This is a genomic window from Corallococcus sp. AB030 (genome assembly GCF_003668965.1).
Taxonomy (GTDB): Bacteria; Myxococcota; Myxococcia; order Myxococcales; family Myxococcaceae; genus Corallococcus; species Corallococcus exiguus.
The window spans coordinates 1-21,419 of sequence record NZ_RAWQ01000192.1 but is presented as its reverse complement, the minus strand read 5'-3'; the positions used below and the strand labels follow the sequence as shown (position 1 = coordinate 21,419).

21 protein-coding genes are annotated in these 21,419 nt (G+C 70.1%); 10 read left to right on the top strand and 11 right to left on the bottom strand.

The annotated features are described in order from the left end of the window. Together radC and D7Y15_RS33940 are read right to left on the bottom strand one after the other, a co-directional pair. A partial coding sequence (gene radC, locus D7Y15_RS33945) for a DNA repair protein RadC (RefSeq protein WP_121755174.1) occupies positions 1–729 on the bottom strand: 729 nt, incomplete at its 3' end. A 179-nt stretch (positions 730–908) separates the two neighbouring features. Beyond that, the gene (locus D7Y15_RS33940; RefSeq protein WP_120600360.1) at positions 909–1,367 is read right to left on the bottom strand and encodes a cyclic nucleotide-binding domain-containing protein; all 459 of its coding nucleotides are present in this window, start codon (positions 1,365–1,367) and stop codon (positions 909–911) included. Between the two features lie 81 nt (positions 1,368–1,448). Here D7Y15_RS33940 and trxB point away from each other — a divergent pair, with 81 nt between their 5' ends. The 3 genes from trxB to moaC are packed head-to-tail and all read left to right on the top strand — an operon-like array spanning position 1,449 to position 4,076. Continuing rightward, entirely contained in the window at positions 1,449–2,414 is a 966-nt protein-coding gene (trxB, locus tag D7Y15_RS33935; protein WP_120577034.1) for a thioredoxin-disulfide reductase, read from the top strand. Positions 2,415–2,451: 37 nt separating this feature from the next. After that, a complete protein-coding gene (locus tag D7Y15_RS33930; RefSeq protein ID WP_121755173.1) occupies positions 2,452–3,639 on the top strand; it encodes a PLP-dependent aspartate aminotransferase family protein in 1,188 nt (395 codons plus the stop codon). Next, positions 3,636–4,076, top strand: a complete 441-nt coding sequence (gene moaC / locus D7Y15_RS33925; RefSeq protein WP_120598091.1) for a cyclic pyranopterin monophosphate synthase MoaC — start codon at positions 3,636–3,638, stop codon at positions 4,074–4,076. Before D7Y15_RS33930 ends, moaC begins: the two co-directional genes overlap by 4 nt. On the opposite strand, the gene D7Y15_RS33920 is transcribed toward moaC, so the two are convergent. The 4 genes from D7Y15_RS33920 to D7Y15_RS33905 form a co-directional block, all read right to left on the bottom strand. Next, positions 4,073–4,651 (bottom strand): NUDIX hydrolase, encoded by a 579-nt coding sequence (locus D7Y15_RS33920; RefSeq protein ID WP_121755172.1) that lies wholly within the window; start codon positions 4,649–4,651, stop codon positions 4,073–4,075. The genes moaC and D7Y15_RS33920 overlap by 4 nt on opposite strands. Before the next feature lie 18 nt (positions 4,652–4,669). Beyond that, complete coding sequence (locus D7Y15_RS33915) at positions 4,670–5,494, bottom strand: SirB1 family protein (RefSeq protein ID WP_120577035.1); 825 nt, start codon at positions 5,492–5,494, stop codon at positions 4,670–4,672. Between the two features lie 85 nt (positions 5,495–5,579). Next, positions 5,580–5,855 (bottom strand): hypothetical protein, encoded by a 276-nt coding sequence (locus D7Y15_RS33910; protein ID WP_120577009.1) that lies wholly within the window; start codon positions 5,853–5,855, stop codon positions 5,580–5,582. A gap of 19 nt (positions 5,856–5,874) precedes the next feature. Next, positions 5,875–7,476 carry a YiiX/YebB-like N1pC/P60 family cysteine hydrolase gene (locus D7Y15_RS33905; protein WP_121755171.1) on the bottom strand — a complete coding sequence of 534 codons (1,602 nt, stop codon included), beginning with the start codon at positions 7,474–7,476 and terminating at the stop codon, positions 5,875–5,877. Between the two features lie 203 nt (positions 7,477–7,679). Here D7Y15_RS33905 and D7Y15_RS33900 point away from each other — a divergent pair, with 203 nt between their 5' ends. The 3 genes from D7Y15_RS33900 to D7Y15_RS33890 all read left to right on the top strand — a co-directional run bounded on the left by D7Y15_RS33900 (position 7,680) and on the right by D7Y15_RS33890 (position 9,424). Further along, positions 7,680–7,997, top strand: a complete 318-nt coding sequence (locus D7Y15_RS33900; protein ID WP_120577011.1) for a DUF2795 domain-containing protein — start codon at positions 7,680–7,682, stop codon at positions 7,995–7,997. Between the two features lie 84 nt (positions 7,998–8,081). Then, positions 8,082–8,984 (top strand): hypothetical protein, encoded by a 903-nt coding sequence (locus tag D7Y15_RS33895; RefSeq protein ID WP_120577012.1) that lies wholly within the window; start codon positions 8,082–8,084, stop codon positions 8,982–8,984. After that, positions 8,981–9,424, top strand: a complete 444-nt coding sequence (locus D7Y15_RS33890) for a CoA-binding protein (RefSeq protein ID WP_120577013.1) — start codon at positions 8,981–8,983, stop codon at positions 9,422–9,424. The genes D7Y15_RS33895 and D7Y15_RS33890 overlap by 4 nt, the downstream gene beginning before the upstream one ends. Positions 9,425–9,511: 87 nt before the next feature. Here D7Y15_RS33890 and D7Y15_RS33885 read toward each other — a convergent pair whose 3' ends face one another. Both D7Y15_RS33885 and D7Y15_RS33880 read right to left on the bottom strand, forming a co-directional pair. Beyond that, positions 9,512–11,113: a S8 family peptidase gene (locus tag D7Y15_RS33885; protein ID WP_121755170.1), complete on the bottom strand. Its 1,602-nt coding sequence runs from the start codon at positions 11,111–11,113 to the stop codon at positions 9,512–9,514. Between the two features lie 130 nt (positions 11,114–11,243). Then, positions 11,244–12,122 (bottom strand): patatin-like phospholipase family protein, encoded by an 879-nt coding sequence (locus D7Y15_RS33880; protein WP_121755169.1) that lies wholly within the window; start codon positions 12,120–12,122, stop codon positions 11,244–11,246. Between the two features lie 99 nt (positions 12,123–12,221). Between D7Y15_RS33880 and D7Y15_RS33875 the strand changes: the two genes are divergently transcribed. Genes D7Y15_RS33875 through D7Y15_RS33865 form a run of 3 tightly spaced genes read left to right on the top strand, consistent with a single transcriptional unit; the run spans position 12,222 to position 17,782 of the window. Then, a complete protein-coding gene (locus D7Y15_RS33875) occupies positions 12,222–13,118 on the top strand; it encodes a metalloregulator ArsR/SmtB family transcription factor (RefSeq protein WP_121755168.1) in 897 nt (298 codons plus the stop codon). Beyond that, entirely contained in the window at positions 13,115–16,630 is a 3,516-nt protein-coding gene (gene metH / locus D7Y15_RS33870) for a methionine synthase (RefSeq protein ID WP_121755167.1), read from the top strand. Before D7Y15_RS33875 ends, metH begins: the two co-directional genes overlap by 4 nt. Before the next feature lie 57 nt (positions 16,631–16,687). After that, on the top strand, positions 16,688–17,782 hold the full coding sequence (locus D7Y15_RS33865) for a hypothetical protein (RefSeq protein ID WP_121755166.1): 1,095 nt from the start codon (positions 16,688–16,690) through the stop codon (positions 17,780–17,782). Between the two features lie 24 nt (positions 17,783–17,806). Here the strand turns inward: D7Y15_RS33865 and D7Y15_RS33860 are convergent, their stop codons facing one another. Together D7Y15_RS33860 and mutY are read right to left on the bottom strand one after the other, a co-directional pair. Next, the gene (locus tag D7Y15_RS33860) at positions 17,807–18,049 is read right to left on the bottom strand and encodes a DUF2934 domain-containing protein (RefSeq protein ID WP_120577019.1); all 243 of its coding nucleotides are present in this window, start codon (positions 18,047–18,049) and stop codon (positions 17,807–17,809) included. 199 nt (positions 18,050–18,248) lie between these two features. Then, complete coding sequence (gene mutY, locus D7Y15_RS33855) at positions 18,249–19,439, bottom strand: A/G-specific adenine glycosylase (protein WP_121755165.1); 1,191 nt, start codon at positions 19,437–19,439, stop codon at positions 18,249–18,251. A 130-nt stretch (positions 19,440–19,569) separates the two neighbouring features. Here mutY and D7Y15_RS33850 point away from each other — a divergent pair, with 130 nt between their 5' ends. Then, positions 19,570–20,547 (top strand): PD-(D/E)XK nuclease family protein, encoded by a 978-nt coding sequence (locus D7Y15_RS33850; RefSeq protein WP_121755164.1) that lies wholly within the window; start codon positions 19,570–19,572, stop codon positions 20,545–20,547. Between the two features lie 6 nt (positions 20,548–20,553). Here the strand turns inward: D7Y15_RS33850 and D7Y15_RS33845 are convergent, their stop codons facing one another. Then, positions 20,554–21,387, bottom strand: a complete 834-nt coding sequence (locus D7Y15_RS33845) for a ThiF family adenylyltransferase (RefSeq protein ID WP_121755163.1) — start codon at positions 21,385–21,387, stop codon at positions 20,554–20,556. Positions 21,388–21,419: the final 32 nt, after the last annotated feature.

The following is a 21,419-nucleotide window of genomic DNA, read 5'->3' as shown; positions in this document are numbered from 1 at the left end:
CCCCTCCCGCTCGCTGTCCGGCAGGATGCCCCGCTCCAGCATGGACACGAACGCGCCGTCCCCCACGACGACGTGGTCCAACAGCTTCACTCCCAAGATGCCCGCCGCCCGCGCCAGGTGCTCCGTGAGCCCCACGTCCTGGACGCTGGGCTCCGGGTCTCCGGAAGGGTGGTTGTGCGCGAACACGATGGCCGTGGACCGCGAGGAGAGCACCGCCGCGAACACCTCCCTTGGGTCCACCGGGCACGCGCTCAGCGTCCCTTCCGCCACCCGCGCGTCATGCACCAGCACGTTGCGCGGGTTGAAGCACAGCACGTGGAACACCTCGCGCCGGAGCGCGCCCAGCGTGGGCGCCAGGTACGCGTGCACCTCCTTCGGATTTCGCAGCCGGGGCCGTTTCTCCGGAGAGCGCTGAGCGCGCCGTCCCAATTCCAGCGCCGCCAGCAGCCGGGACGTGCGGGCCGGCCCCACGCCCCTCCGTGAGCACAAGACGCGCGGATCCTCCTGCACCAGCGCCTTGAGCCCGTCCCTCGCCACGCCGTCCGCCGCGTCCCCCAACCCCTCCGCCCACAGGAGTCCCAACAACTCCAGGTCGGTGAGGGCCTCCGCGCCCAGCCGGAAGAGTCGCTCGCGCGCATCCCCCAGGCCCGCGCCTCGTGCCCTCACCGACCTGCCACCCGTGGCTTCCCCTTCGCCCGACTCCACCCACGCCTCTCCACCCTGTTCCATCCCGCCTCCGTCCACGCGACGGCGGGCTTGAGCAAGGCCTGTGCCTTTCAGGGTCCACTCCGGGACGTCAGGGCAGGGCCCGTCCAGCGGCGCGTGAAGAGGCCCGGTGGCGGGACGGACAGCGATGCTCCACTCGCACTCCTGGCGTGCGAGGAGCCGAGAAGCGCTGGGGCCGCTGGCTAGAAGCGGGAGATGGCGAAGAAGCCCTTGATCTTGTCGTTCGTCTCGCGGAGCCGCTCGCTCAGCGTGCGGACGAACGTCCAGAGAAGGACGTAGGCCAGGTCCTTGTCCGTGAACATCAGCTGGTCCAGCTTCGCGCGCTCGATGACCCACACCGTGCAGGAGGTGTGGGCGATGGCGTCCGCGGAGCGGGGCGAATCCTCGATGACCGCCATCTCCCCGAAATACTGACCGGGTTCGAGGATGGCCAGCGCCTCTTCCCCGATGCCCGGCACGGATTTGGAAATGCGCACCTTGCCGTCGGCGAGGATGAACATGTCCTGGCCGGTGTCACCTTCGCGGAATAGGAAGTCTCCGGCCGTGTGGGTCCGGGACTGGGCAATCCGGGCGACCTTGGCGAGCTGGCCCTGGGTCAATCCCTCGAAGAGCGCAACCTTCTTGAGGACAGCGGCATCCATGGGGTCCAGGTTCGTATCATGGCCAGGAAGGCGGCGTCTGTTACCGTCCGGGCCCGTCAACGTATGAGCGCAGGAGGCGCCGTGTCGCAGGACAAGATCCAGAAGGTCACCATCATCGGCTCGGGACCGGCGGGCTACACCGCCGCCATCTACGCGGCGCGCGCCAACCTGGAGCCCGTGGTGTTCGCCGGCGGCCCCACCCTGGAGCACCCGCAGCGCGTCCCGGGCGGCCAGCTGATGGTCACCACCGACGTGGAGAACTACCCCGGCTTCCCGGAGGCCATCACCGGTCCGGAGCTGATGGAGCGCTTCCAGAAGCAGGCGGAGCGCTTTGGCACCGTCATCCACATGGAGAACGTCACCAAGGTGGACTTCTCCAAGCGGCCCTTCCTGCTGGAGAGCGAGAGCGGCATCCAGGTGCGCTCGGAGACGGTCATCATCTCCACGGGCGCCACGGCCAAGTGGCTGAACGTCAAGGGCGAGGACACCTACAAGAACCGCGGCGTGTCCGCGTGCGCCACCTGTGACGGCGCCTTCTTCAAGAAGCAGGACGTGCTGGTGGTGGGCGGCGGCGACACGGCCATGGAAGAGGCCACGTACCTGGCGAAGATCGTCAACCACGTCACGCTCATCCACCGCCGCGACTCGCTGCGCGCGTCCAAGGTGATGCAGGAGCGCGCGCTCAACAATCCGAAGATCTCCTTCATGTGGGACTCCGCCGTGGAAGAGGTGGTGGGCGACGGCAAGGGGATGACGGGCGCCGTCGTGCGCAACCTCAAGACGGGCGACAGCAAGCTCGTCAACGCGCACGGTCTGTTCGTCGCTATCGGGCACACGCCGAACACGGAGCTGTTCCAGGGCATCCTGGAGACGCACCAGGGCGGCTACCTGAAGACGATTCCGGGCAGCACGCGCACCAACATCGAGGGCGTCTTCGCCTGCGGCGACGTGCAGGACAGCTACTACCGCCAGGCCATCACCGCGGCGGGCACGGGCTGCATGGCAGCCATCGACGCGGAGCGCTGGCTCATCGAGCACGGCGAGTAGCCCTCCTCCTTTCCGTCCTGAGCGAGACGACACGCGCATGAGCACGAAACAGAAAACGGTGGCGGTGCACGCGGGCTCCCGGCTCACCGGGAGCAAGGCCGTGCCCGTCATGCCGCCCATCTTCCCGGCGGCGGTGAACTGGTTCGACAGCAGCGACGACCTGTCCGACGCGCTGGACGGAAAGGACTACGCCTACGCCCGCATCAGCGCGCCCAACGCGGCGCTGCTGGAGGAGGCGGTGGCGGCATTGGAAGGCGCGGAGGCCTGCGTCGCCTACGCCAGTGGCATGGCCGCGCTGCGCTCGCTGTTCGACGCGCAGCCGTGGAAGGCCGGCGACGTGCTGGTGATGCCCACGGACGGCTACGGCGTCACGCGGGCGCTCTACAAGAACCTGTGCGCCCGCTGGGGCGTGGAGCTGCGCCCGCTCGACCAGACGTCTCCGGAAGCGCCCGCGCGCATCCGCGAGTGGCGCCCGCGCCTGGTGCTGGCGGAGAGCATCTCCAACCCGCTCCTGCGCGTGCCGGACATCCGCGCGCTCGCGCAGGCCTGCAAGGACGCGGGGGCGGTGTTCGCGGTGGACGCGACGTTCCCGTCGCCCTTCGGCCAGCGCTCGCTGGAGCTGGGCGCGGACTACGCGGTGCAGTCCACCAGCAAGTGGCTCAACGGCCACAGCGACGCGCTGGGCGGCACGGTGAGTGGTTCCAAGGCGCGCATCGACCCGCTGCGGTCGGCGCGCATCCTGTCCGGCGACGTGCTGGGCCCCTTCGAGGCGTGGCTCACGCTGCGCGGCCTGCGCACGTTGCCCGTCCGCATGAAGGCCCACAACGAGCACGCCGCCCACGTGGCGAAGCGGCTTTCGGATTCGCCGCTGCTGGAGCGGGTCATCTACCCGGGCCTCTCTTCCCACCCGGACCACGCGGTGGCGGCGCGGGTGCTGGAGGGCGGCTTCGGGCCCATGGTGGCGTTCGAAATCAAGGGCGCGGGGCAGAAGGAAGGGGACCGGTTCCTGGAGGCGCTTCGCGTGGCGAAGCCCGGTCCTTCGCTGGGCGACGTGGGCACGCTGGTGATGCACGCGGCCAGCGCCAGCGCGCGCCGGATGACTCCCGAGGAGCGCGCCCAGGCGGGCATCCGCGACAGCCTCATCCGCGTGTCCGTGGGGTTGGAAGACCCGGACGACGTGGCGGACGACCTGCTCGCCGCGGTGGCGAAGGGGGCCGGCCGGTGAAGATGGTGGACGTCGGCGACAAGCCGAAGACGGACCGCGTGGCGGTGGCCACCGCGCGCCTGCGCATGCTGCCCGCGACGCGTGAGCGCATCCTCGCGGGGCAGGTGGAGAAGGGGGATGTGCTCGCGGCGGCGCGGCTCGCCGGCATCATGGCCGCCAAGCGCACCCCGGACTTCGTGCCCCTGTGCCATCCCATCGCGCTCGCGGGCGTGGACGTGACGCTCACGCCCGTGGACGAAGGGCTGGAGGTCCGCGTGCGGGTGAAGACGGTGGACCGCACGGGCGTGGAGATGGAGGCGCTCACGGCCGCGTGCGCGGCGGCGCTCACCGTCTATGACATGTGCAAGAGCGTGGACCGCGGCATGGTCATCGAAGCGGTGCAGCTGGACCACAAGTCCGGCGGACGCTCCGGCACCTGGGAGCGCGAGCAGGCCTAGCGCTTCGCTTCCGCGCGCAGCCGCTCCAGCAAGAAAGCCACCATCGCCAGCGAGTGCGTGATGTGGCCTTCCAGGATGAGCCGGGGCAGGTCCGCGCGCGGGTACAGCTCCACGGCGATGTCCTCGCCGTCATCCAGGTCCCCATCGCTCACGCGCTCGCAGTCCAGCGCCAGGTACGAGTGGCAGCGGTTGGTCTGGAAGGCCGGGTTGGGGTGCACGACGCCCAGCGGCTCCAGTCTCCCAGCGCGGTAGCCCGTCTCCTCTTCCAGCTCGCGCGCGGCGGCCGTGGCCGGGTCCTCGCCCGGGTCGATGACGCCGCCGGGTGCCTCCAGCGTCGCCGCCTCGATGCCGCAGCGGAACTGGCGCACCATCACCAGCTCATCCTGCTTCGTCACCGCGACGACGGTCACCCAGTCCGCGCACTCCATGTGCACGCGGGGGTGCTCCCGGTTCGTGCGCGGATCCATCACCACGTCCTCGCGCACCTTCACCACCGTGAAGTCGTGCACCAGTCCCCGGCGCAGACGCGGCCAGGGCTTCACTTGGGACTTGGGCGACTCGGGCGCGGACGACATGCGACGGGTTTCCTTTCTTCAGTTGAGCAACTCGGCGCGCTCGCGCAGCTCCCGGGCGGACAGCTCCAGGCGCTCGCGGTCCGGCGCGTCCGGGGACAGCTCCAGGCAGCGCTCCACGTCCTTGAGCGCCGCGCGGAAGGCGCCCAGCGTGGTGAGCAGCGACGCGCGGGTGCGCAGTTCACCCGGGTGGTCCGGGGCCAACAGCAGCAGCAGGTCCACCACCGCCAGCCCCTGCTGGCTGTCGTCACGCCCCAGGTACACGCGGCGCAGGTTGGACAGCATGCGGTACGCGATGAGCTCCACCGGCGCGGGCGCGAGCATCGCCCGGTCGAACTTGAGCTGCGGCGCCACGCGCTTGAGCAGCTCCTCGCAGCCGTGCTCCGTGAGGATGTCGCCGTGGTGGAAGGGGTCCATCACCAGCTTGTGGTCGCCCGCGTCGCACGCCACCAGGAAGTGGCCGGGGAAGGGGACGCCGTACAGCGAGATGCCCGCGCGGCGCGCCACCTCCAGGTAGAGCACCGACAGGGTTATCGGCAGCCCCACCTTCCGCTCCAGCACCCGGTCCAGGAAGCTGTTGTCCGGGGAGTGGTAGTCGTCCTCGTTGCCCCGGAAGCCTTCGATGTCCGCGAGCACGTGGCGCAGGGCGCGCAGGGGGGCCAGGGCCTCGCCCTTCTCGCGCAGGCGCTCCGTCTCCACCTGCACCCGCGCGGCGAGCGCATCCAGCGTCCTGAGACACGCCGGAGCATCCAGGTCCTCATGGCCCAACGTCGCGATGGCGAGGGCCGCCAGGTCCAGCCGCGGGGGTTCCGCGGCCAGGGAAGACACCAACCGCTCACGCGCCAGCGGAGGGCCGAAACCAGAGGAAAAGCTCACGGTGCGCACCAGTAACCCACGGATGCTCCTCACGGCAAAAGCAGGCAGCCGAGCATCAGGCGCCCGGTGGTGCCGCGGGCAGCCGGCCCTTGATTTCCGCACGCAGGGCCATTTGGGCTGAAATCAGTCCCGCCAGGATGCCGTCCTCGAACTCGAAGGTCGGGTGCTCCTTCAGCTCCGGGAAGTCGTGCGGGTTGCGCAGCTCCTCCGGCCCGATGTTGGGCACCGCCTCGCGCGCCAGCTTGAGCACCTTCGCTTGTTGCTGGGCAATCATCCGCTCGTAGAGGGGGGAGGCCAGGGCCAGCAACTCGTTCGCCGTCTCTTCCGTCATGGTGTGTGTGCCTCTAGCCTCACTCTTGGGCGATGTCCCACTTCATCCGCCGGTAGGTGTAACGGAAGGACTCGGCGTTCGCTTCGACGGCGTCCCCCGGGCCCTCTCGCCCGTCCAGGAAGGCGACGAAGTCGAACTGCCGCCCGGGCTGGCCGTACTCGGCGTCGAACACGCGCACGATTTCGTTCGCCGGCAGCGTCCTGCGACCCGCCACGCTCACCAGGGGGATGTCCAGGCCCTTCATGTCCTTCGACGGGGCGTAGGACTTCCACACCAGCTCCGTGCACACCAGCGACTGGTCGGAGAAGAAGTCGAAGTTGAAGTCGTACGGACGGCCCTGGAAGGTGAAGGCGCGCAGGATGGCGCGGGCCTTGTCCACCTGGGACAGCCGGGGCCGCAGCACGCCCAGGTAGTCCACGTGCATGCCGTGCTCCACGCCGGTGAAGCTCACGCCCTCGCTGATGGACTCGATGATGCGCAACGGGTCTCCGTGCGCGTCCTTGCCGGTGTACTCGGCCCACTTCGCGGGGAAGGCCTTCGCCAGGTGGGCGGTGAACGTCTCCGGGCGGCCGGGCAGGGTGGCCACCCAGGTCTTCACCTCCGGATCCGCGTCGAAGGTCTGGGAGAGCTCCTGCGGCGTGCCCACGTACAGCTCCGCGTGCGGCCAGAAGCCCGGCAGCCCGATGTTGGACAGGAACCAGTTCTGCCGCGCGACCATCACGTCGCCCGGGGCCATGCGCGGAAGGAGCGACAGCACCTGCTCCCGGGAGATGAGCGGCTTGCCGGAGCGGTGCACGCGCGTGTCGCCCATCCACTCCGCCACGGTCTTCTGCACCGGGAACACCGCGCGAGCGGTGGTGTCCTGGGTGAGGTCCGCGGCGGCCTTGGCGAAGAGCACCGGGCCTCGCTTCAGGAGGCGTGAGCGGGCCGCCTTGCTGTCCTGCCGCATGGTCTGGAAGAGCGCGGGGACGCCGGGCTCGTTCAGCACGCCGGCCTTCGCCAGCACCGGGTGCAGCGTGGCGCGGTAGCCGTCGCCCGTGAAGAGCTGCGTGCTGGTGCCCACGTGGACGACCTTCTCCTTGAAGCGGCTGAAGGCGCGCGGGGGCAGGCCGTACTCGGGGCCGGGCTCGTTCAGCAGCACCTCCAGCTGCGCCTGGCCTCCGGTGAGGTCCGCGAAGGCCATCCCCTGCGCCAGCTCCGACGCGAGCGCGGCGTGGGTGAGGAGGAAGCCCCAGGCGTGCTTCTTCGGCTGGGTGAAGGCGGGCACCTTGAGGAAGTCCCAGTAGCGCTGGCGCACCACCTCCGTGGAGATGAAGCAGTCGAAGAAGGCGGCCCAGGTGGACACCAGGAGCTGCTTCTCGTCCGGGGTGTAGGGCACGTCCTTGCCGCGCTGGTACAGCGCCTTGGAGCGGAAGGCCTCCTCCTTGAGCCGGCGGAGCCCCTCGGTTCCCTGGCGCAGCGTCTCCAGGTCTCGGCGGGCCTGGGCCACGAAGGCGGCGTCGTCCAGCGCGTAGACGTCGCGCGGAGCCGTGGTGGCGACCGTGGCGGGGGCAGGGGACGTCGGTTCGGCGGGGGGGCTGGCGAGCGTGAGCCAGGCGGCGAGCAGGGAGGCTGCGGACATCAGGGAGGACACTCCGTCGGGCGTTGGCGCGGGGGACTCTACTCCGAAGCGGACGCGAGCAAGACGGCCGGTCCCCCGCTTGCCTGGCGTCGTAGGAGGTGCCGGGCGGCAGGGTGGCCCGGGGCGGGCGTCATCCCCACGTTGAGGCATGAATGGCCGTCCGGGCACTGGACGCTCCGGGCGCAAGAAAGGTGGAAGGCACGATGGCTTACGGAAAGGCTGAGGATCCCGCGCGCTCCATCACCCCGCATCTGGATGGGGTGGAGTACCCGGCGACGCGCGAGGAACTCGTCGAGGCTGCCGCGGACAGCGAGGCCCCGGTCGACATCATCAACATCCTCAAGTCCCTGCCGCAGGAGGAGTACATGTTGCGCGACCACGTGCTGCGCGACCTGGCGGAGGCCGAGCGCCGCTTCGCGATGAACGGCCTCAAGGATGACGATGGCGTGGACCGCGACCGGCGCAACATCGGGCGCGACCGCATCGAGGGTGCCTCCGAGGGCGAGACGCGCCACCCCTAGTGTCGCCCACGCGCTGACACTCCACACAAGGACGTTGCAAGACGCTCGCGGGCGCCCTGGCTTTCTGCCAGCGTTCGCGAGCGCATGCGTACGGGCCTCTTGTGGAGCTGTCTGCTGCTGTCGCTGGCTGCCGGGTGCACGTCCCGGTATCCGCCGCTCAACCCCGCGCCGGGGCTGCCGCCGCCGGTGCGTCTGGACTTCAAGCCGCCCGTGGATCGCCTCCTCACCGAATCCGTGCGCGCCACCCGCACCCTCCAGCGCGAGGGTCAGCGGGAAGTGCGCGACGAGGCGGCCTTCACCACCGAGACGCGCTTCACCCCCTCCGACGGCGGCTGGCGCGTGGCCCAATCCATGCGCACCCCGCGACAGGTGCATGACGGGCACGACGTGCCGTCCGTGTCCGGCGCCGTGCTGGAGCGCTTCACGCTGCGCATGCAGCTGGCGGCGGACGGCACCTTCGTGAAGCTGGTGGGCCCGGAGGCCGCGCAGGAGGCGCTGCGGCAGGTGGCGCCCGAAGGCACCGGCGTGCCGGAGGTGGAGCGCTTCTTCAACCCGGAGGCGCTGGAGATCCGCACGCGCCGCGAGTGGGAGGCGAAGTACGCGGGGCTGCTCCAGCGCAACCTGGTGGAGGGGCAGCGCACCTGGGCGGTGGACTCCGTGGACGTGAACGGCGAGGAGCGCGCCTTCCTGCTGGAGCGCACGGTGGAGGGCACGCGGCTCACGACGTTCGGCGACGCGGTGGTGCTGACGCTGAAGTGCCTGGACGCGCTGCCTCCCAACGCCCCGGCGGAGCTGAAGGCCGCGTGGGCGGAGGCCGGTTCGCCCGAGCTTTCGAAGGGCGTGACGTGTGAAGGCGAGCAGGTGGTGACGTGGGCCCGGTTCATCCCGGTGCGCCGCCTGCTGAAGGTGAAGGCGGTGGGGGCGGGCGGCACGTTGACGCTCACCACCGAGTCCCAGGCGGAACAGCTCCAGGAGGAAGGGCCATGAGCCACGACGAGTACCTCATCGAGGATGACGCGGGTGTGAAGCGCGTGGTGCAGGAATCCATGCGCGTGGCGGTGCTGGGCATCAAGACGGAGGACCACTCCGCCCAGCCCGCGTACTACGTGCCGGAGTACCTGGCGAAGGCGGGCGTGGACGTGGTGCCGGTGCCCGTCTACTACCCGGACGCGAAGGTCATCCTGGGCAAGCCGGTGTACCGGAGGCTGGTGGACATCCCGGGCGACATCGACCTGGTGGACGTGTTCCGCAGGCCCGGCGACATCGACCAGCACGTGGACGACATCATCGCGAAGAAGCCCAAGGCGGTGTGGTTCCAGTCCGGCATCCGCAACGACGCCGCGGCGAAGAAGCTGGCCGCCGCTGGCATCCGCGTGGTGCAGGACCGCTGCCTGATGGTGGACCACCGCCGCTACAGCGGGCGCTGACGGCTGGAGAAGACAACGGCCCCCCGCACCCCGAAGGGCACGGAGGGCCGCGTGGCCGCACGTGGAGGTCGGCGGCCTTTGTCAGCTCTAGAAGTTGCCGGAGATGACCTTGGGCAGGGCCTTCTGCAGGTCCGGCAGCGGGCCAATCTTCCGGGTGTCGTTGGCCTGCGCCGTGCCGTTGTTGACGAACAGTCCGCGCATCTGCGCGGACGTCAGCAGCCGGCCGTTGGCCTTCGCCACGCCCTGCGCGCTGACGGCGGCGCCCACGACGATGGGCGACGCGCTGGAGGTGCCGCTGAAGGTGGACGTGTAGTACTGGTCCTCGCCGTAGGCGCTGCCGAAGCGGTCGCCGTAGCCGGTGGTGACGACCTGCTCACCCCAGGCGTGCACGTTCACGCGCTGACCGAAGTTGGTCCAGCACATGGGCACGCGCGTGGTGGCGGTGCTGGCGCCCACCAGGATGGCGCCCGAGTCACGCGTGGCCGGGTTGAACCGGCCGCCGTAGGCCGCCGCGTCCAGGTTCGCGCTGCCGTTGCCCGCCGCCTCCACCACGACGACGCCGTTGGCGGTGGCGGTGCGGATGGCGTCGTAGTTGTCCTGCCAGTACTCCATCGCGATGTAGTTGCACTGGGACGTGTTGCACGTGCAGGCCGTGCCGTCCGCGGGGCCGCCCGCGTGCAGCTCGATCAGGATGACGCCGCCCCTGCCCACCGCCGCCGCCGCGTTGGTGATGGCGCTCGCGCTGCTCTGCGCGCCAATGGCCTCCACGCCCGGCGACGCCGCGCTGGCGATGCCCGTCACACCGTAGCCGTTGTTCGCGCCGACGATTTCACCCAGCACCGCGGTGCCGTGGTTGCGCCAGCCCAGGTCGTTGTACTGCGTGCCGCCAATGCGGAAGAACGCGGGGAAGTCCTCGTGCGAGGTGCGCCAGCCACCCTCGATGTCCACGATCTTCACGTTGGTGCCCCGGCCGCCCGTCTGCGTCCACGCGTAGGTCGCGTTGATGCCGGAGGGCGCCGCGTTGAGATAGCCCTGGTTGGCCTGGTACAGCGGCGTGGTGGGCGGCAGGTCCGCCGCGGATAGCAGCGAGCGCAGCCCCGCCTCCATGGCGAAGTTCACCATCGCCGGCTCCGGAGGCGGCGCGGCGTAGGCCGTCTCCACGCTCCCCACGCGGTTGAGCGCCGCCACCAGGTCCGCCACGGTGTCCGCGGTGGTGCCGGGCAGCAGCGGTACTTCGAAGTACAGGTTCAGGTCCGCCAGTTGCTCGCCGCTCGACTTCTCACCGGACAGCTTGCTCGCGTCCAGCGCGGCCTCTTCCGCCTGGAACACCCGCTCCAGCACACCGATGCGCGGCGCGCGCTCCAGCAGCGCCACCACCTCCGCCAGGTCCGCGTCCACGCGCGCGGAGTCCAGGCGCAGGCCGGACAGCAGCTCACGCTCGCCCGCGCTGCGCTCGGAGGACAGGGCGCGCAGCGCGTTGTCGCGCAGACGCACGTGGCTGCCCTCGTGGAACTTCACCACCAGCCGCTCCACGAACGTGCCCGCGGGCAGCTCCCGCCCCGTGGGCTTCGCCATGAGCGCGCGCGGCGCCAGCGAGGGGGCGGCGACAGCAGCGGGGGCCAACGCCAGCAGGGACACAGCCATGACCGCGCCGCGCAGGGGGCGCTGGGACAGCGTCGACTTCAGCATGGACTTCCTCCGGGATGGACAGCATCCCCACCATGCCACGCCGGTCTGTCATTCAAATCAGGCTATTCTGTTATTTCTATCCTGGTGGTTTATTCGGCCCTCATTGAACCGGGCGGGCGTGCGGAGGTGTTCAGGTGGTTCCCTCGAACGGAACTGGGGGCCGGGCCAGGGCGCGCTCCGCGGACAGCCGGGCCTGATCCAGGGCGTCGAAGCCGCGCTCCAGCGTGGCGGGTGTCACCGGCGGCAGGTTGGAGACGACGACATAGACGGGCACGTTGCGCGTCTGGAGGACGGTGAGCTGGAGGCGGAAGTGGTCTCGCCGGAGCGCGGCGGAGCCGGCGGCCAGGCCCTGCGGATAGGCCATGGGCCCGCCCACCACCTTGCCCGTCCGGCTGGGCAGGAAGTGCACGAGGATGGCGTCCAGGTCCTTGCCGATGCTGCTCTCCTGGAGCGACAGCGCGGGCGCCTTGTCCACGAGCCCGCCGTCCCAGAACAGCTGGCCGTCCAGCGGCACCGCGCGGAAGAGGCCCGGGTACGCGCAGGTGGCGTGGACGCGCGGGGCCAGCTCCCCGGTGGTGAACACCTGGTGCGAGCCGTGGGTGAGGTTGGCCGCGGTGAGCAGCAGCGGGTGCGGCAGGTCCTCGAAGGTGGACACCGGCAGCGTGTCCTCCAGCAGGCGCCGGAAGCGCTCGCCCTTGAGCAGGCCCGTGAAGCCGTGTCCCCGGGACGCCACGTTCAGCATCGCGCCAATGGGGTCCGGGTCCCAGAAGTTGGCCCGCGTCTGGCGCAGCACCAGCTCCTCCAGCGCCGTCATGGGCATGCCCGCCGCCGCGTACGCCGCCACCATCCCGCCCGAGGACGTGCCCGCGTAGGCGTGCGGCTTCAGTCCGGAGGCGTGCAGCCCCTTCAGGAAGCCCGCGTGGCCATAGAAGCCGAAGTAGCCCGCGGAGAGGACCAGCCCGAACCGCTTGCCTTCGAGCAGGGAGTGCAGCGTGGAAGAGGGAGCCATTCCGGATTTTTACGGGATGGGTGTGCCTCAAGGCAACGCAATGCGTTGGCGGGGCCATTGTGGTTGGGGGCTTGAATCGATATATGTTGATGGCTCGATATGGACGTCCTCTCTCAATCCTTCCGTGTCCTGGGGGACACGACGCGGCTGCGCATCCTGCGGTTGGTGGCGCAGGCGCCGCTGAACGTGACGGAGCTCGTGTCGCTGGTGGGGGTGGCCCAGTCGTCGGTGTCGCACCACCTGTCGAAGCTGAAGGGGCTGGGGCTCATCCGCGAGGAGCGGCAGGCGGGCTTCACCTACTACTCGCTGGCGCTGGAGTCGGATGACTCGCGCTGGCCGCTCGTCCGGCTGGCGCGCGAGGCGGAGGACGCGGCGGGAGACTCCGCGCGGCTCAACGACCTGCTGCGCGCGCGGGAGGACCGGCAGGCACTCAACGAGCGGCTGTTGGAGCCCGGCCAGTCGTGGTTCCTCTGGGCGGGGGCGCTGGCGTCGCTGTTGCCGCCGCTGGACGTGGCGGACTTCGGCTGTGGCACGGGCGTGTTCAGCCGGGCCATGGCGCGGTGGGCGCGGCACGTGTGGGCCATCGACCAGAGTGAGGACGCGCTGTCCCAGGCTCGAACTCTGGCCCTCCGTGACGAACTGAAGAACATCACGTTCCTGCGCGAGGACCTGCACCGGCTGTCCCTGGCCGGTGGGCGCATGGACCTGGTGGTGATTTCGCAGAGCCTGCACCACGTGGAGGCTCCGGCGGCGGTGGTGGCGGAGGCCGCGCGGCTGCTCAAGCCGGGCGGCCGGCTGGTGGTGCTGGAGCTGATGCCGCACGAAGAGAAGTGGGTGCTGGAGCGGTTGGGGCACCGGCACCTGGGCTTTTCGCCCGAAGTCCTGGAAGCGGCCCTTCGCGAGGCCGGCTTCACGTCGTTCACCCGCGAGACGCACGCGCGCGACGGGGCCAGTCCCTTCCGCGTCTTCCTGCTGACCGGAGTCAAACCGTCATGACGAGCCACATCGCCCATCCCCTGCCGCTTCCCCCCGGGGAGCACGGCCAGCGCGTGGAAGCGCTCAAGGCCGCGATGCGTGAGCGCATCCTCGTGCTGGACGGCGCCATGGGCACGCTCCTGCAGGGGCACACGCTGGTGGCGGCGGACTTCGGCGGCGCGGAGTACGAGGGCTGCAACGAGCACCTGGTCCTCACCCGCCCGGACGTCATCGAAGGCATTCACGCGAAGTACTTCGCCGCGGGCGCGGACGTGACGGAGACGGACAGCTTCGGCGGCACCCCGGTGGTGCTGGCGGAGTTCGAGCTGGGCCACAAGGCGATGGAGATCAACATCGCCGCGTCCCGCCTGGCGCTGAATGCGGCCAAGGCCGCGGAGGCGAAGGACGGGCGGATGCGCTGGGTGGCGGGCTCCATCGGCCCTACCACCAAGGCCATCAGCGTCACGGGCGGCATCACCTTCGAGGAGTTGGTGGACAACTTCGCCGTGCAGGCCGAAGGGCTCGCGGTGGGTGGCTCCGACTACCTGCTGGTGGAGACGGCGCAGGACACGCGCAACGTGAAGGCGGCGCTGCTGGGAATCGACCGGGCGTTCAAGAAGCTGGGCTGGGCGGTGCCGGTGGCGGTGTCCGGCACCATCGAGCCGATGGGCACGATGCTCGCGGGCCAGTCCGTGGAGAGCCTGGCCACGTCGCTGGAGCACACGGACCTGCTGTATCTGGGGCTCAACTGCGCCACGGGTCCGGACTTCATGACGGACCACATCCGCTCGCTGTCCTCCATGAGCCCGTTCCCGGTGTCGTGCGTGCCCAACGCGGGCCTGCCGGACGAGAACGGCCAGTACCTGGAGTCGCCGGAGATGATTGCACGGTCGCTCCGGCGCTTCTGTGACAGCGGTTGGATCAACGTGGTGGGCGGCTGTTGCGGCACGCACGCGGGCCACATCGAGGCGCTCGCCGCCGCGGTGAAGGGGCTCAAGCCGCGCACGGAAGTACCCAAGCCGCGCTCGTCGCTGTCCGGCGTGGACTACCTGGAGGTGACGGACGAGCAGCGCCCCATCATCGTGGGCGAGCGCACCAACGTCATCGGCAGCAAGAAGTTCAAGGAACTCATCGTCGCGGGTGCGTTCGACGACGCGTCGGAGATTGCTCGCGCCCAGGTGCGGCGAGCGGCGCAGGTCATCGACATCTGCCTGGCGAACCCGGACCGGGACGAGCTGGAGGACATGCGCCACTTCCTGGAGGTGGTGGTCAAGAAGGTGCGCGTGCCGCTGATGATCGACTCGACGGACGAGAAGGTCATCGCCATGGCGCTCACGTACTGCCAGGGCAAGGCCATCATCAACTCCGTCAACCTGGAGGACGGCGAGGAGCGCTTCGAGAAGGTCGTCCCCCTGGCGAAGGCCTTCGGCGCGGCGCTGGTGGTGGGCTGCATCGACGAGGTGGGCATGGCCGTCACGCGCGACCGCAAGCTCGCCGTGGCCGAGCGCAGCTACGAGCTGCTCACCCAGAAGTACGGCATGCGCCCGGAGGACCTGTACTTCGACCCGCTCGTGTTCCCCTGCGCCTCCGGTGACGCTCAGTACACCGGCAGCGGCGTGGAGACGATTGAGGGCGTGCGGCTGATCAAACAGCGCTTCCCGCAGTGCCGCACGGTGCTGGGCATCAGCAACGTGTCCTTCGGTCTGCCCACCGCGGGCCGCGAGGTGTTGAACTCCGTGTTCCTGTACCACTGCGTACAGGCGGGCCTGGACATGGCGCTCGTCAACTCGGAGAAGCTGGAGCGCTACCCGTCGCTGCCGGCGGAGGAGCGGAAGCTCTCCGAGGACCTCCTCTACAACCGGACCGCGGACCCGGTGACGCCCTTCGCGGCGCACTTCCGCGAGCGCAAGCCCGCGCGCGCCCAGGTGAGCACCCTGCCGCTGTTCGAGCGGCTCCAGCGCTACATCATCGAAGGCACGCGCGATGGGCTGACGGCGGATCTGGACCTGGCGATGAAGGAGATGCCGCCGCTGGAGATCATCAACGGGCCGTTGATGAAGGGCATGGACGAGGTGGGCCGCCTCTTCGGCGCCAACGAGCTCATCGTCGCGGAGGTGCTCCAGAGCGCGGAGTCCATGAAGGCGGCGGTGAGCCACCTGGAGCCGCACATGAGCCAGACCCAGGCGGCGTCGCGCGGGAAGATTGTCCTCGCGACGGTGAAGGGGGACGTGCACGACATCGGCAAGAACCTGGTGGAGATCATCCTCGCCAACAACGGCTTCCAGGTGGTGAACCTGGGCATCAAGGTCCCGCCCGAGCAGCTGGTGCTGGCGGTGAAGGAACACCGGCCGGACATCCTGGGCCTGTCCGGCCTGCTGGTGAAGAGCGCGCACCAGATGGTGGCCACCGCGGAGGACCTGAAGCGCGCGGGTGTGGAGACGCCCATCCTGGTGGGCGGCGCCGCGCTCAGCCGCAACTTCGTGGACCGCAACATCGCCCCGGCCTACGGCGGCGGCACGGTGGCCTACGCGCAGGACGCGATGAACGGCCTGGAGCTGGCGAAGCAGATCGTGGAGCCGGGCGCGCACGCGAAGCTGCGGGATGACCTGGCCGCGCGTCGGTTGAAGCTGGCGCAGGAGGCGAAGGATCGGCCCGCGCCCGCGGCCCCGGTGCGCCGCTCGCGCAGCACGGAGGTGGCGGTGCTGGACTCGGTGCCGCCCGCGCCGGACTTCGCTCGGCACGTGCTCACCAACACGCCGTTGGACCACATCTGGAAGTTCATCAACCCGGTGATGCTCTACGGCCGTCACCTGGGCCTGCGCACGTCGTCGCGCGCGCTGGGCACGCCGGCGGAAGCGGAGCTGGCCAAGACGGAAGAGGGCCGCAAGGCGCTGGCGCTGAAGGAGGCGGTGGAGGAGCTGAAGACGCTCTTGCGCGGCGGAGCTATGCACGCGCGCTCGGTGTTCCAGTTCTTCAAGGCGGCCAGCGACGGCGACCGCGTGCTGCTCTTCGACGGCACGACGGGCGAGCCGGTGACGTCCTTCGACTTCCCCCGGCAGGACAAGGACAACGGCCTGTGCCTGGCGGACTACGTGAAGCCGCTGGAGAACGGCAAGCCGGTGGACGCGCTCTCGCTGTTCGTCACCACCGCGGGCTCGGGCATCCGCGAGCTGTCCGAAGGCTTCAAGGCCAAGGGCGAGTTCCTCAAGATGCACGCGGTGCAGGCGCTGGCGCTGGAGACCGCGGAGGGTTACGCGGAGCTCCTGCACACGCAGCTGCGCAGCATGTGGGGCTTCCCGGACCGCGCGGACATGACGATGCTGGAGCGCTTCCGCGCGGAGTACACCGGCAAGCGCTACTCGTTCGGCTACCCGGCGTGCCCGCGCCTGGAGGACCAGACGAAGCTGTTCGCCGCGCTCAAGCCGGAGGAGATCGGCGTGCAGCTCACCGACGGCTGCATGATGGAGCCCGAGGCGAGCGTGTCCGCCATCGTCTTCCACCACCCGGGCGCCACGTACTTCTCGGTGACTTGATGCGTCGCGGGCCCGAAGGTCGGGCCCGGGCGACGCGGAAGGGATAGATTGCCCCCCATGCCTTCGCCCACCATCCGTCGCGCCGTCCAGCTCCTGCCCGCGTGTGCCACGACGGGCATCGGCAGCCTGCCGCACACCCAGGTGGAATTGGGTCTGCAGGCCGCGCTCGCCATGGACATCCCGTTCCTGCCGCAGCTACCGGTGGGCCATCCCTCCGAGCTGATGATCCCCGCCGCGCTGGAGGGCCTGCCGGGCCTGCGCTTCGACGAGGACGGCGTCTGCACGGTGGACGTGGACGGGTGGAACGCGGGGCGCGAGGCCTTCGAGAAGCGGCTGGAGGCGGCGCTCGCCTCCGGGAACCTGGAGTCCTTCGAGCCCACGGCGGACGCGTGCCGCGCTTGGAAGCCGTTCCTCTGGGAGGTGGAGCACCGCAAGCTGGCGTTCGCGAAGGCGCAGCTGGCCGGCCCCTTCACTGTGCGCTCCGTGGTGCGCACCGCGACGGGTGAGCCGGTGCTGGCGGTGCCGGGCCTGGACGCGGCGCTGTACCGGCTGGTGATGGTGCGCGCGCTGGCCATGGTGCGCGCCCTCAAGCGCACGGGCACCACGCCCCTGTTCTACCTGGACGAGCCAGGCCTCTACGCCTACGTGCGGATGAACCCGCAGCACCTCTTGGCGCAGCAGGAGCTGCGGCTCTTGGTGGTGGCGTTGCAGCGCGAGGGCGCGCTCGTGGGCATCCACTGCTGCGGCAACACCGACTGGGGCGTGCTGCTGGACGCGCAGGCGGACCTGGTGTCGCTGGACGTGCGGCTGTCTCTGGACGCGATGCTGGAGGAGACGGACGCGCTGAAGCGCTTCCTGGACTCCGGCGCCACGCTGAGCCTGGGCGTCATCCCCACGGACCTGGCGTCCACGTATTCGGTGGAGGAGCTGTCGGACTCGGTGGAGGCGTCGTTGAAGGCGGCGCTGCCCAACGACATCGGCTTCGCGCGCGCGCTGTCCACGGTGCTGCTGACGCCCGCATGCGGGCTGGCGATGCGCTCGGTGATGGACGCCGAGCGCATCCTGGAAGAGCTGAAGCAGGCCCAGCGCCGGCTGAAGCGCGCGCTGGAGTCCGAGCGCCCGTCCCTCCAGGGGATGCCGCCCGCGCACTGACTCGCGGGCTGCCCTGGCGGCTGACTACTGCCGGCCGAGCCGCAGCTCGCGTTCAGCCTGGTGCCAGTCGTGTTCGGGGTTGCCGTGCGTGCCGCCCCGGGCCTGGAAGATTTCGTAGGCACGGCGGGCAATCTGCTCCTGCGTGAGCGCGGCGGTCTTGCTCGTGGGCGCGCTCGCCGTGGCCGCCGGCTTCTTGTCCTCGGTCCGCTCCGGCGCGGCCTTGGGGGCCGGGTTCGGTTGCGACTTCTGCGCGTTCTGACGGGCCATGGGGCTTCCTCCTGGAAAAGGCGGCCTGAAGCTTCGGACGCGCTCCGGCATCACGGAAGAGACCCAAGTCGTGTGGGGTTGCCGGAGCGACACCTCAGGTCGCGAAGTGTTGAGGGACCAACGGGCCATTCCGCGCGGAAAATCCATCAGCGGAATAGGCCCGGACGTGCGGTCCTGGAGTTGAAGGCCACCAGGCGCTTCAACGGCTGGCCGCTTTCCGGGCAGGGCGGCCCGCCGTCTTCTTCTTCGCGGGCGCGGTGTCGTCTCCCAACACTCCGTGCCCCAACGCCGCGTCGAGCGCGCGCTGCATCGCGGTGCTCATGCCCAGCGCCTCCGCCTCCCGCGGCGTGCACCAGCGCAGCTCCTGGAACGCGGAGGACTTCGTGGGGCGCTTGTCGCCCGTCACGCGCAACAGCCGCAGCGTGAGGTCGCGGTGGGTGAGCTGCCGGCGCACGCTGTCCAACGTGCCCACCAGCGTGAGCGGCGCGCCCAGTGCTGTCGCCAGCCGCTCCGTCGCCTCTGCTTCGGACGTGTCCTCCTCCACCTCCACGGCGGGCAGCTCCCACAGGCCGCCGAAGAGGCCCTTGTCCGCGCGACGCGCGAAGAGGAGCGTGCCCGCGTGCGGCCACACGGCCAGCGCCAGGAACAGCTTGCGAGGCGCGGCGCGCACCTTGGCCGGAGGCAGCTCGTCCACGCGGCCCTTCTTGAACGCGATGCACCCGTCGCGCACGGGGCACAGCAGGCACAGCGGCGACTCCGGCCGGCACACCGTGGCGCCGTGCTCCATCAGCGCCTGGTTGAAGTCTCCGGGCCGCTCGCCCTTCACCAGCGCGGAGGCCAGCGCCCAGAGCGTGGCCTCGCGGTCGCGGTCTCCGGGCAGGCCTTCCACCTCGAAGAGGCGCGACAGCACGCGGGCCACGTTGCCGTCCACGATGGGCGCCTCCTCGCCAAAGGCGATGGAGGCCACGGCCCCGGAGGTGTAGCGGCCGAAGCCGGGCAGGGAGAGCAGCTCCTCCGCCTTGGACGGGAGCTTCCCGCCGAAGCGCTCCACCACCTCCTGCGCGGCCCGGTGCAGGTTGCGCGCGCGCGAGTAGTAGCCCAGCCCCTTCCACCCGGAGAGCACGTCGTCCAGGGGCGCGGAGGCCAGGGCCTTCACCGTGGGAAAGCGCGCGAGGAAACGCTCCCAGTACGGGATGACCGTGGACACCTGCGTCTGCTGGAGCATGACCTCGCTGAGCCAGATGGCGTACGGGTCGCGCGTGCGGCGCCAGGGCAGGTCGCGCTTGTTCCGGTCGTACCAGGAGAGCAGCGGGCCGTGGAGGGCGGCGTGGCGTTCAGGGGAGACGGGAGCGGGGAGTGCCCCGGTGTCGGTGCGCTTGCGTGGGCTCATGTGATTCTTCGCGGGGGCGGCGCGGCACCATACCCGTACGGTCGGGTGCACCCGTCGTTTTTACCGACGGCATGGGGCGGTTGTCCGGCCGCCCGTCCCTCTTCTGGCGGGGCGGGCGATCGTCTATAGGATGCCCGCGTCCATGGCCCGTCCTCCCATCACCAACGACTTCTCCTGGTCCAAGAGCCGCCACGAGAAGTTCTCCGAGTGTCTCCGGGCCTACTACCTCTACTACTACCGCTCCTGGGGCGGCTGGGAGGCGGAGGCGGCCAAGGACGTGCGCGAACTCTACGTCCTCAAGAAGCTGCACAACCGCTACACCTGGGCGGGCAGCATCGTGCACGAGGCCCTCAAGGACGTGCTGCTGGACTGGCGCGCCGGCCGTGACGTGGACCCCGCGAAGGTGGAGGCGCGCACGCACAAGCTGATGCAGGACGACTTCCGGCACTCGCGCTCCAAGGCCTACTGGACGCAGAAGTACCGCAAGCCCTTCACCGGCCTTTCAGAGCACGAGTACGGGGAGGACATCCCCAACGAGTCCTGGAAGCAGAACTTCGAAACGGTGCGCTCCGCGCTCGCGTGGTTCTTCCAGTCGCGCTGGCCCACGGTGGCCAAGGGGCTCAAGCCCGCGCAGTGGCTGGAGGTGGACGCGGGCTTCGACTTCGCCCACTTCGTCATGGACGGGGTGAAGACCTTCGCCATCCCGGACTTCGCCTACGTGGACGCCGAAGGCTCCGTCGTCGTCGTGGACTGGAAGACGGGCCGCTCGCGCGAGGGCTACGACGAACAGGTGCTGGGCTACGCGCTCTACATCGCGCAGCGCTACCGCTACCCGCTGGAGAAGGTGCGCGCGTCGCTCGTGTACCTCAACGAGGGCCTGGAGCACGACGTGACGGTGGACCCGTCCGCCATGGACTCCTTCCGCCAGCACTTCGCCCGGAGCGTGGAGGGGATGCGCGCGCTGCTCAAGGACACCGCCACCAACACGCCGAAGGAACCGGACGCCTTCCCGCAGACGGGGAACCTGGACGCCTGCGCCCGCTGCGTCTTCCGCCGTCCGTGCGGCCGGGAGCCCGCGGTGACGCAGGCCCGGCCTCGCGTGGCCTGAAGCGCGCTACCGCGTTGAAGCGAGCCGGCGCACCACCACGCCCGCGGCGTTCATGCCGAAGGCGGAGGTGACGAACGCCACGCTGCCGTCAATCTGCGTGCGGTGGTCGCAGGTGTGGAACTCGTTGTCCTGCGGGCAGACGCACAGGAAGCCGTCGGTCGCGTCGTCGTAGTTGAGCGGCACCGGCTGCCGGCGCGTCTCGATGGAGTACACGGCGGTGATGCCCGTGTGGCGCTCCGTCTCCACGCCGTACTTGCGCTTGAGCAGCTTGCGGATGTCCTTGGCGAAGGGGTCCATGTGCGTCTCGCTCAGGTCCTCCACGCGGATGGCCGTGGGGTCCAGGCGTCCCGCCGCGCCCATGGAGCTGACCACCGGCAGGCCCAGCGTCACGCACCGGTGCAGCAGGTGCAGCTTCGCCTTCACGTTGTCGATGGCGTCCACCACGAAGTCGTAGCGGCCCGCGGGCAGCAGCGTCTCCGCCAGCTCCTCGCGGTAGAACTCGCGCAGGGCCTCCACCTTCGCCTGCGGGTTGATCTCCTGGCAGCGCTGGGCCATCAGCTCCGCCTTGGACTTGCCCACCGACTTCACCGTCGCGTGCAGCTGGCGGTTGGTGTTGGTGACGCACACGTCGTCGTGGTCCACCAGCGTGAGGCGGCCCACGCCGCTGCGCACCAGGCCCTCCGCTGTGAAGCTGCCCACGCCGCCCAGGCCGAACACCACCACGTGCGCGTTGGCCAGCCGCTCCATGGCGTTGTCGCCCAACAGGCGCGCCGTGCGGTCGAAGCGGCGCGACAGCTTGAAGGGCTTCGCCAGCGACGCTTCCGGCGCGACAGCGTTCAAAGCGGCCGGGGAGGCGGGGGGAGCCTCGGTCC

Excerpts from the sequence above, each read along its gene's own strand:
- D7Y15_RS33940 (WP_120600360.1), bottom strand. The coding sequence starts at position 1,367 with ATGGATGCCGCTGTCCTCAAGAAGGTTGCGCTCTTCGAGGGATTGACC.
- D7Y15_RS33930 (WP_121755173.1), top strand. The coding sequence starts at position 2,452 with ATGAGCACGAAACAGAAAACGGTGGCGGTGCACGCGGGCTCCCGGCTC.
- D7Y15_RS33920 (WP_121755172.1), bottom strand. The coding sequence starts at position 4,651 with ATGTCGTCCGCGCCCGAGTCGCCCAAGTCCCAAGTGAAGCCCTGGCCG.
- D7Y15_RS33910 (WP_120577009.1), bottom strand. The coding sequence starts at position 5,855 with ATGACGGAAGAGACGGCGAACGAGTTGCTGGCCCTGGCCTCCCCCCTC.
- D7Y15_RS33905 (WP_121755171.1), bottom strand. The coding sequence starts at position 7,476 with ATGTCCGCAGCCTCCCTGCTCGCCGCCTGGCTCACGCTCGCCAGCCCC.
- D7Y15_RS33900 (WP_120577011.1), top strand. The coding sequence starts at position 7,680 with ATGGCTTACGGAAAGGCTGAGGATCCCGCGCGCTCCATCACCCCGCAT.
- D7Y15_RS33895 (WP_120577012.1), top strand. The coding sequence starts at position 8,082 with ATGCGTACGGGCCTCTTGTGGAGCTGTCTGCTGCTGTCGCTGGCTGCC.
- D7Y15_RS33890 (WP_120577013.1), top strand. The coding sequence starts at position 8,981 with ATGAGCCACGACGAGTACCTCATCGAGGATGACGCGGGTGTGAAGCGC.
- D7Y15_RS33885 (WP_121755170.1), bottom strand. The coding sequence starts at position 11,113 with ATGCTGAAGTCGACGCTGTCCCAGCGCCCCCTGCGCGGCGCGGTCATG.
- D7Y15_RS33880 (WP_121755169.1), bottom strand. The coding sequence starts at position 12,122 with ATGGCTCCCTCTTCCACGCTGCACTCCCTGCTCGAAGGCAAGCGGTTC.
- D7Y15_RS33875 (WP_121755168.1), top strand. The coding sequence starts at position 12,222 with ATGGACGTCCTCTCTCAATCCTTCCGTGTCCTGGGGGACACGACGCGG.
- metH (WP_121755167.1), top strand. The coding sequence starts at position 13,115 with ATGACGAGCCACATCGCCCATCCCCTGCCGCTTCCCCCCGGGGAGCAC.
- D7Y15_RS33865 (WP_121755166.1), top strand. The coding sequence starts at position 16,688 with ATGCCTTCGCCCACCATCCGTCGCGCCGTCCAGCTCCTGCCCGCGTGT.
- D7Y15_RS33860 (WP_120577019.1), bottom strand. The coding sequence starts at position 18,049 with ATGGCCCGTCAGAACGCGCAGAAGTCGCAACCGAACCCGGCCCCCAAG.
- mutY (WP_121755165.1), bottom strand. The coding sequence starts at position 19,439 with ATGAGCCCACGCAAGCGCACCGACACCGGGGCACTCCCCGCTCCCGTC.
- D7Y15_RS33850 (WP_121755164.1), top strand. The coding sequence starts at position 19,570 with ATGCCCGCGTCCATGGCCCGTCCTCCCATCACCAACGACTTCTCCTGG.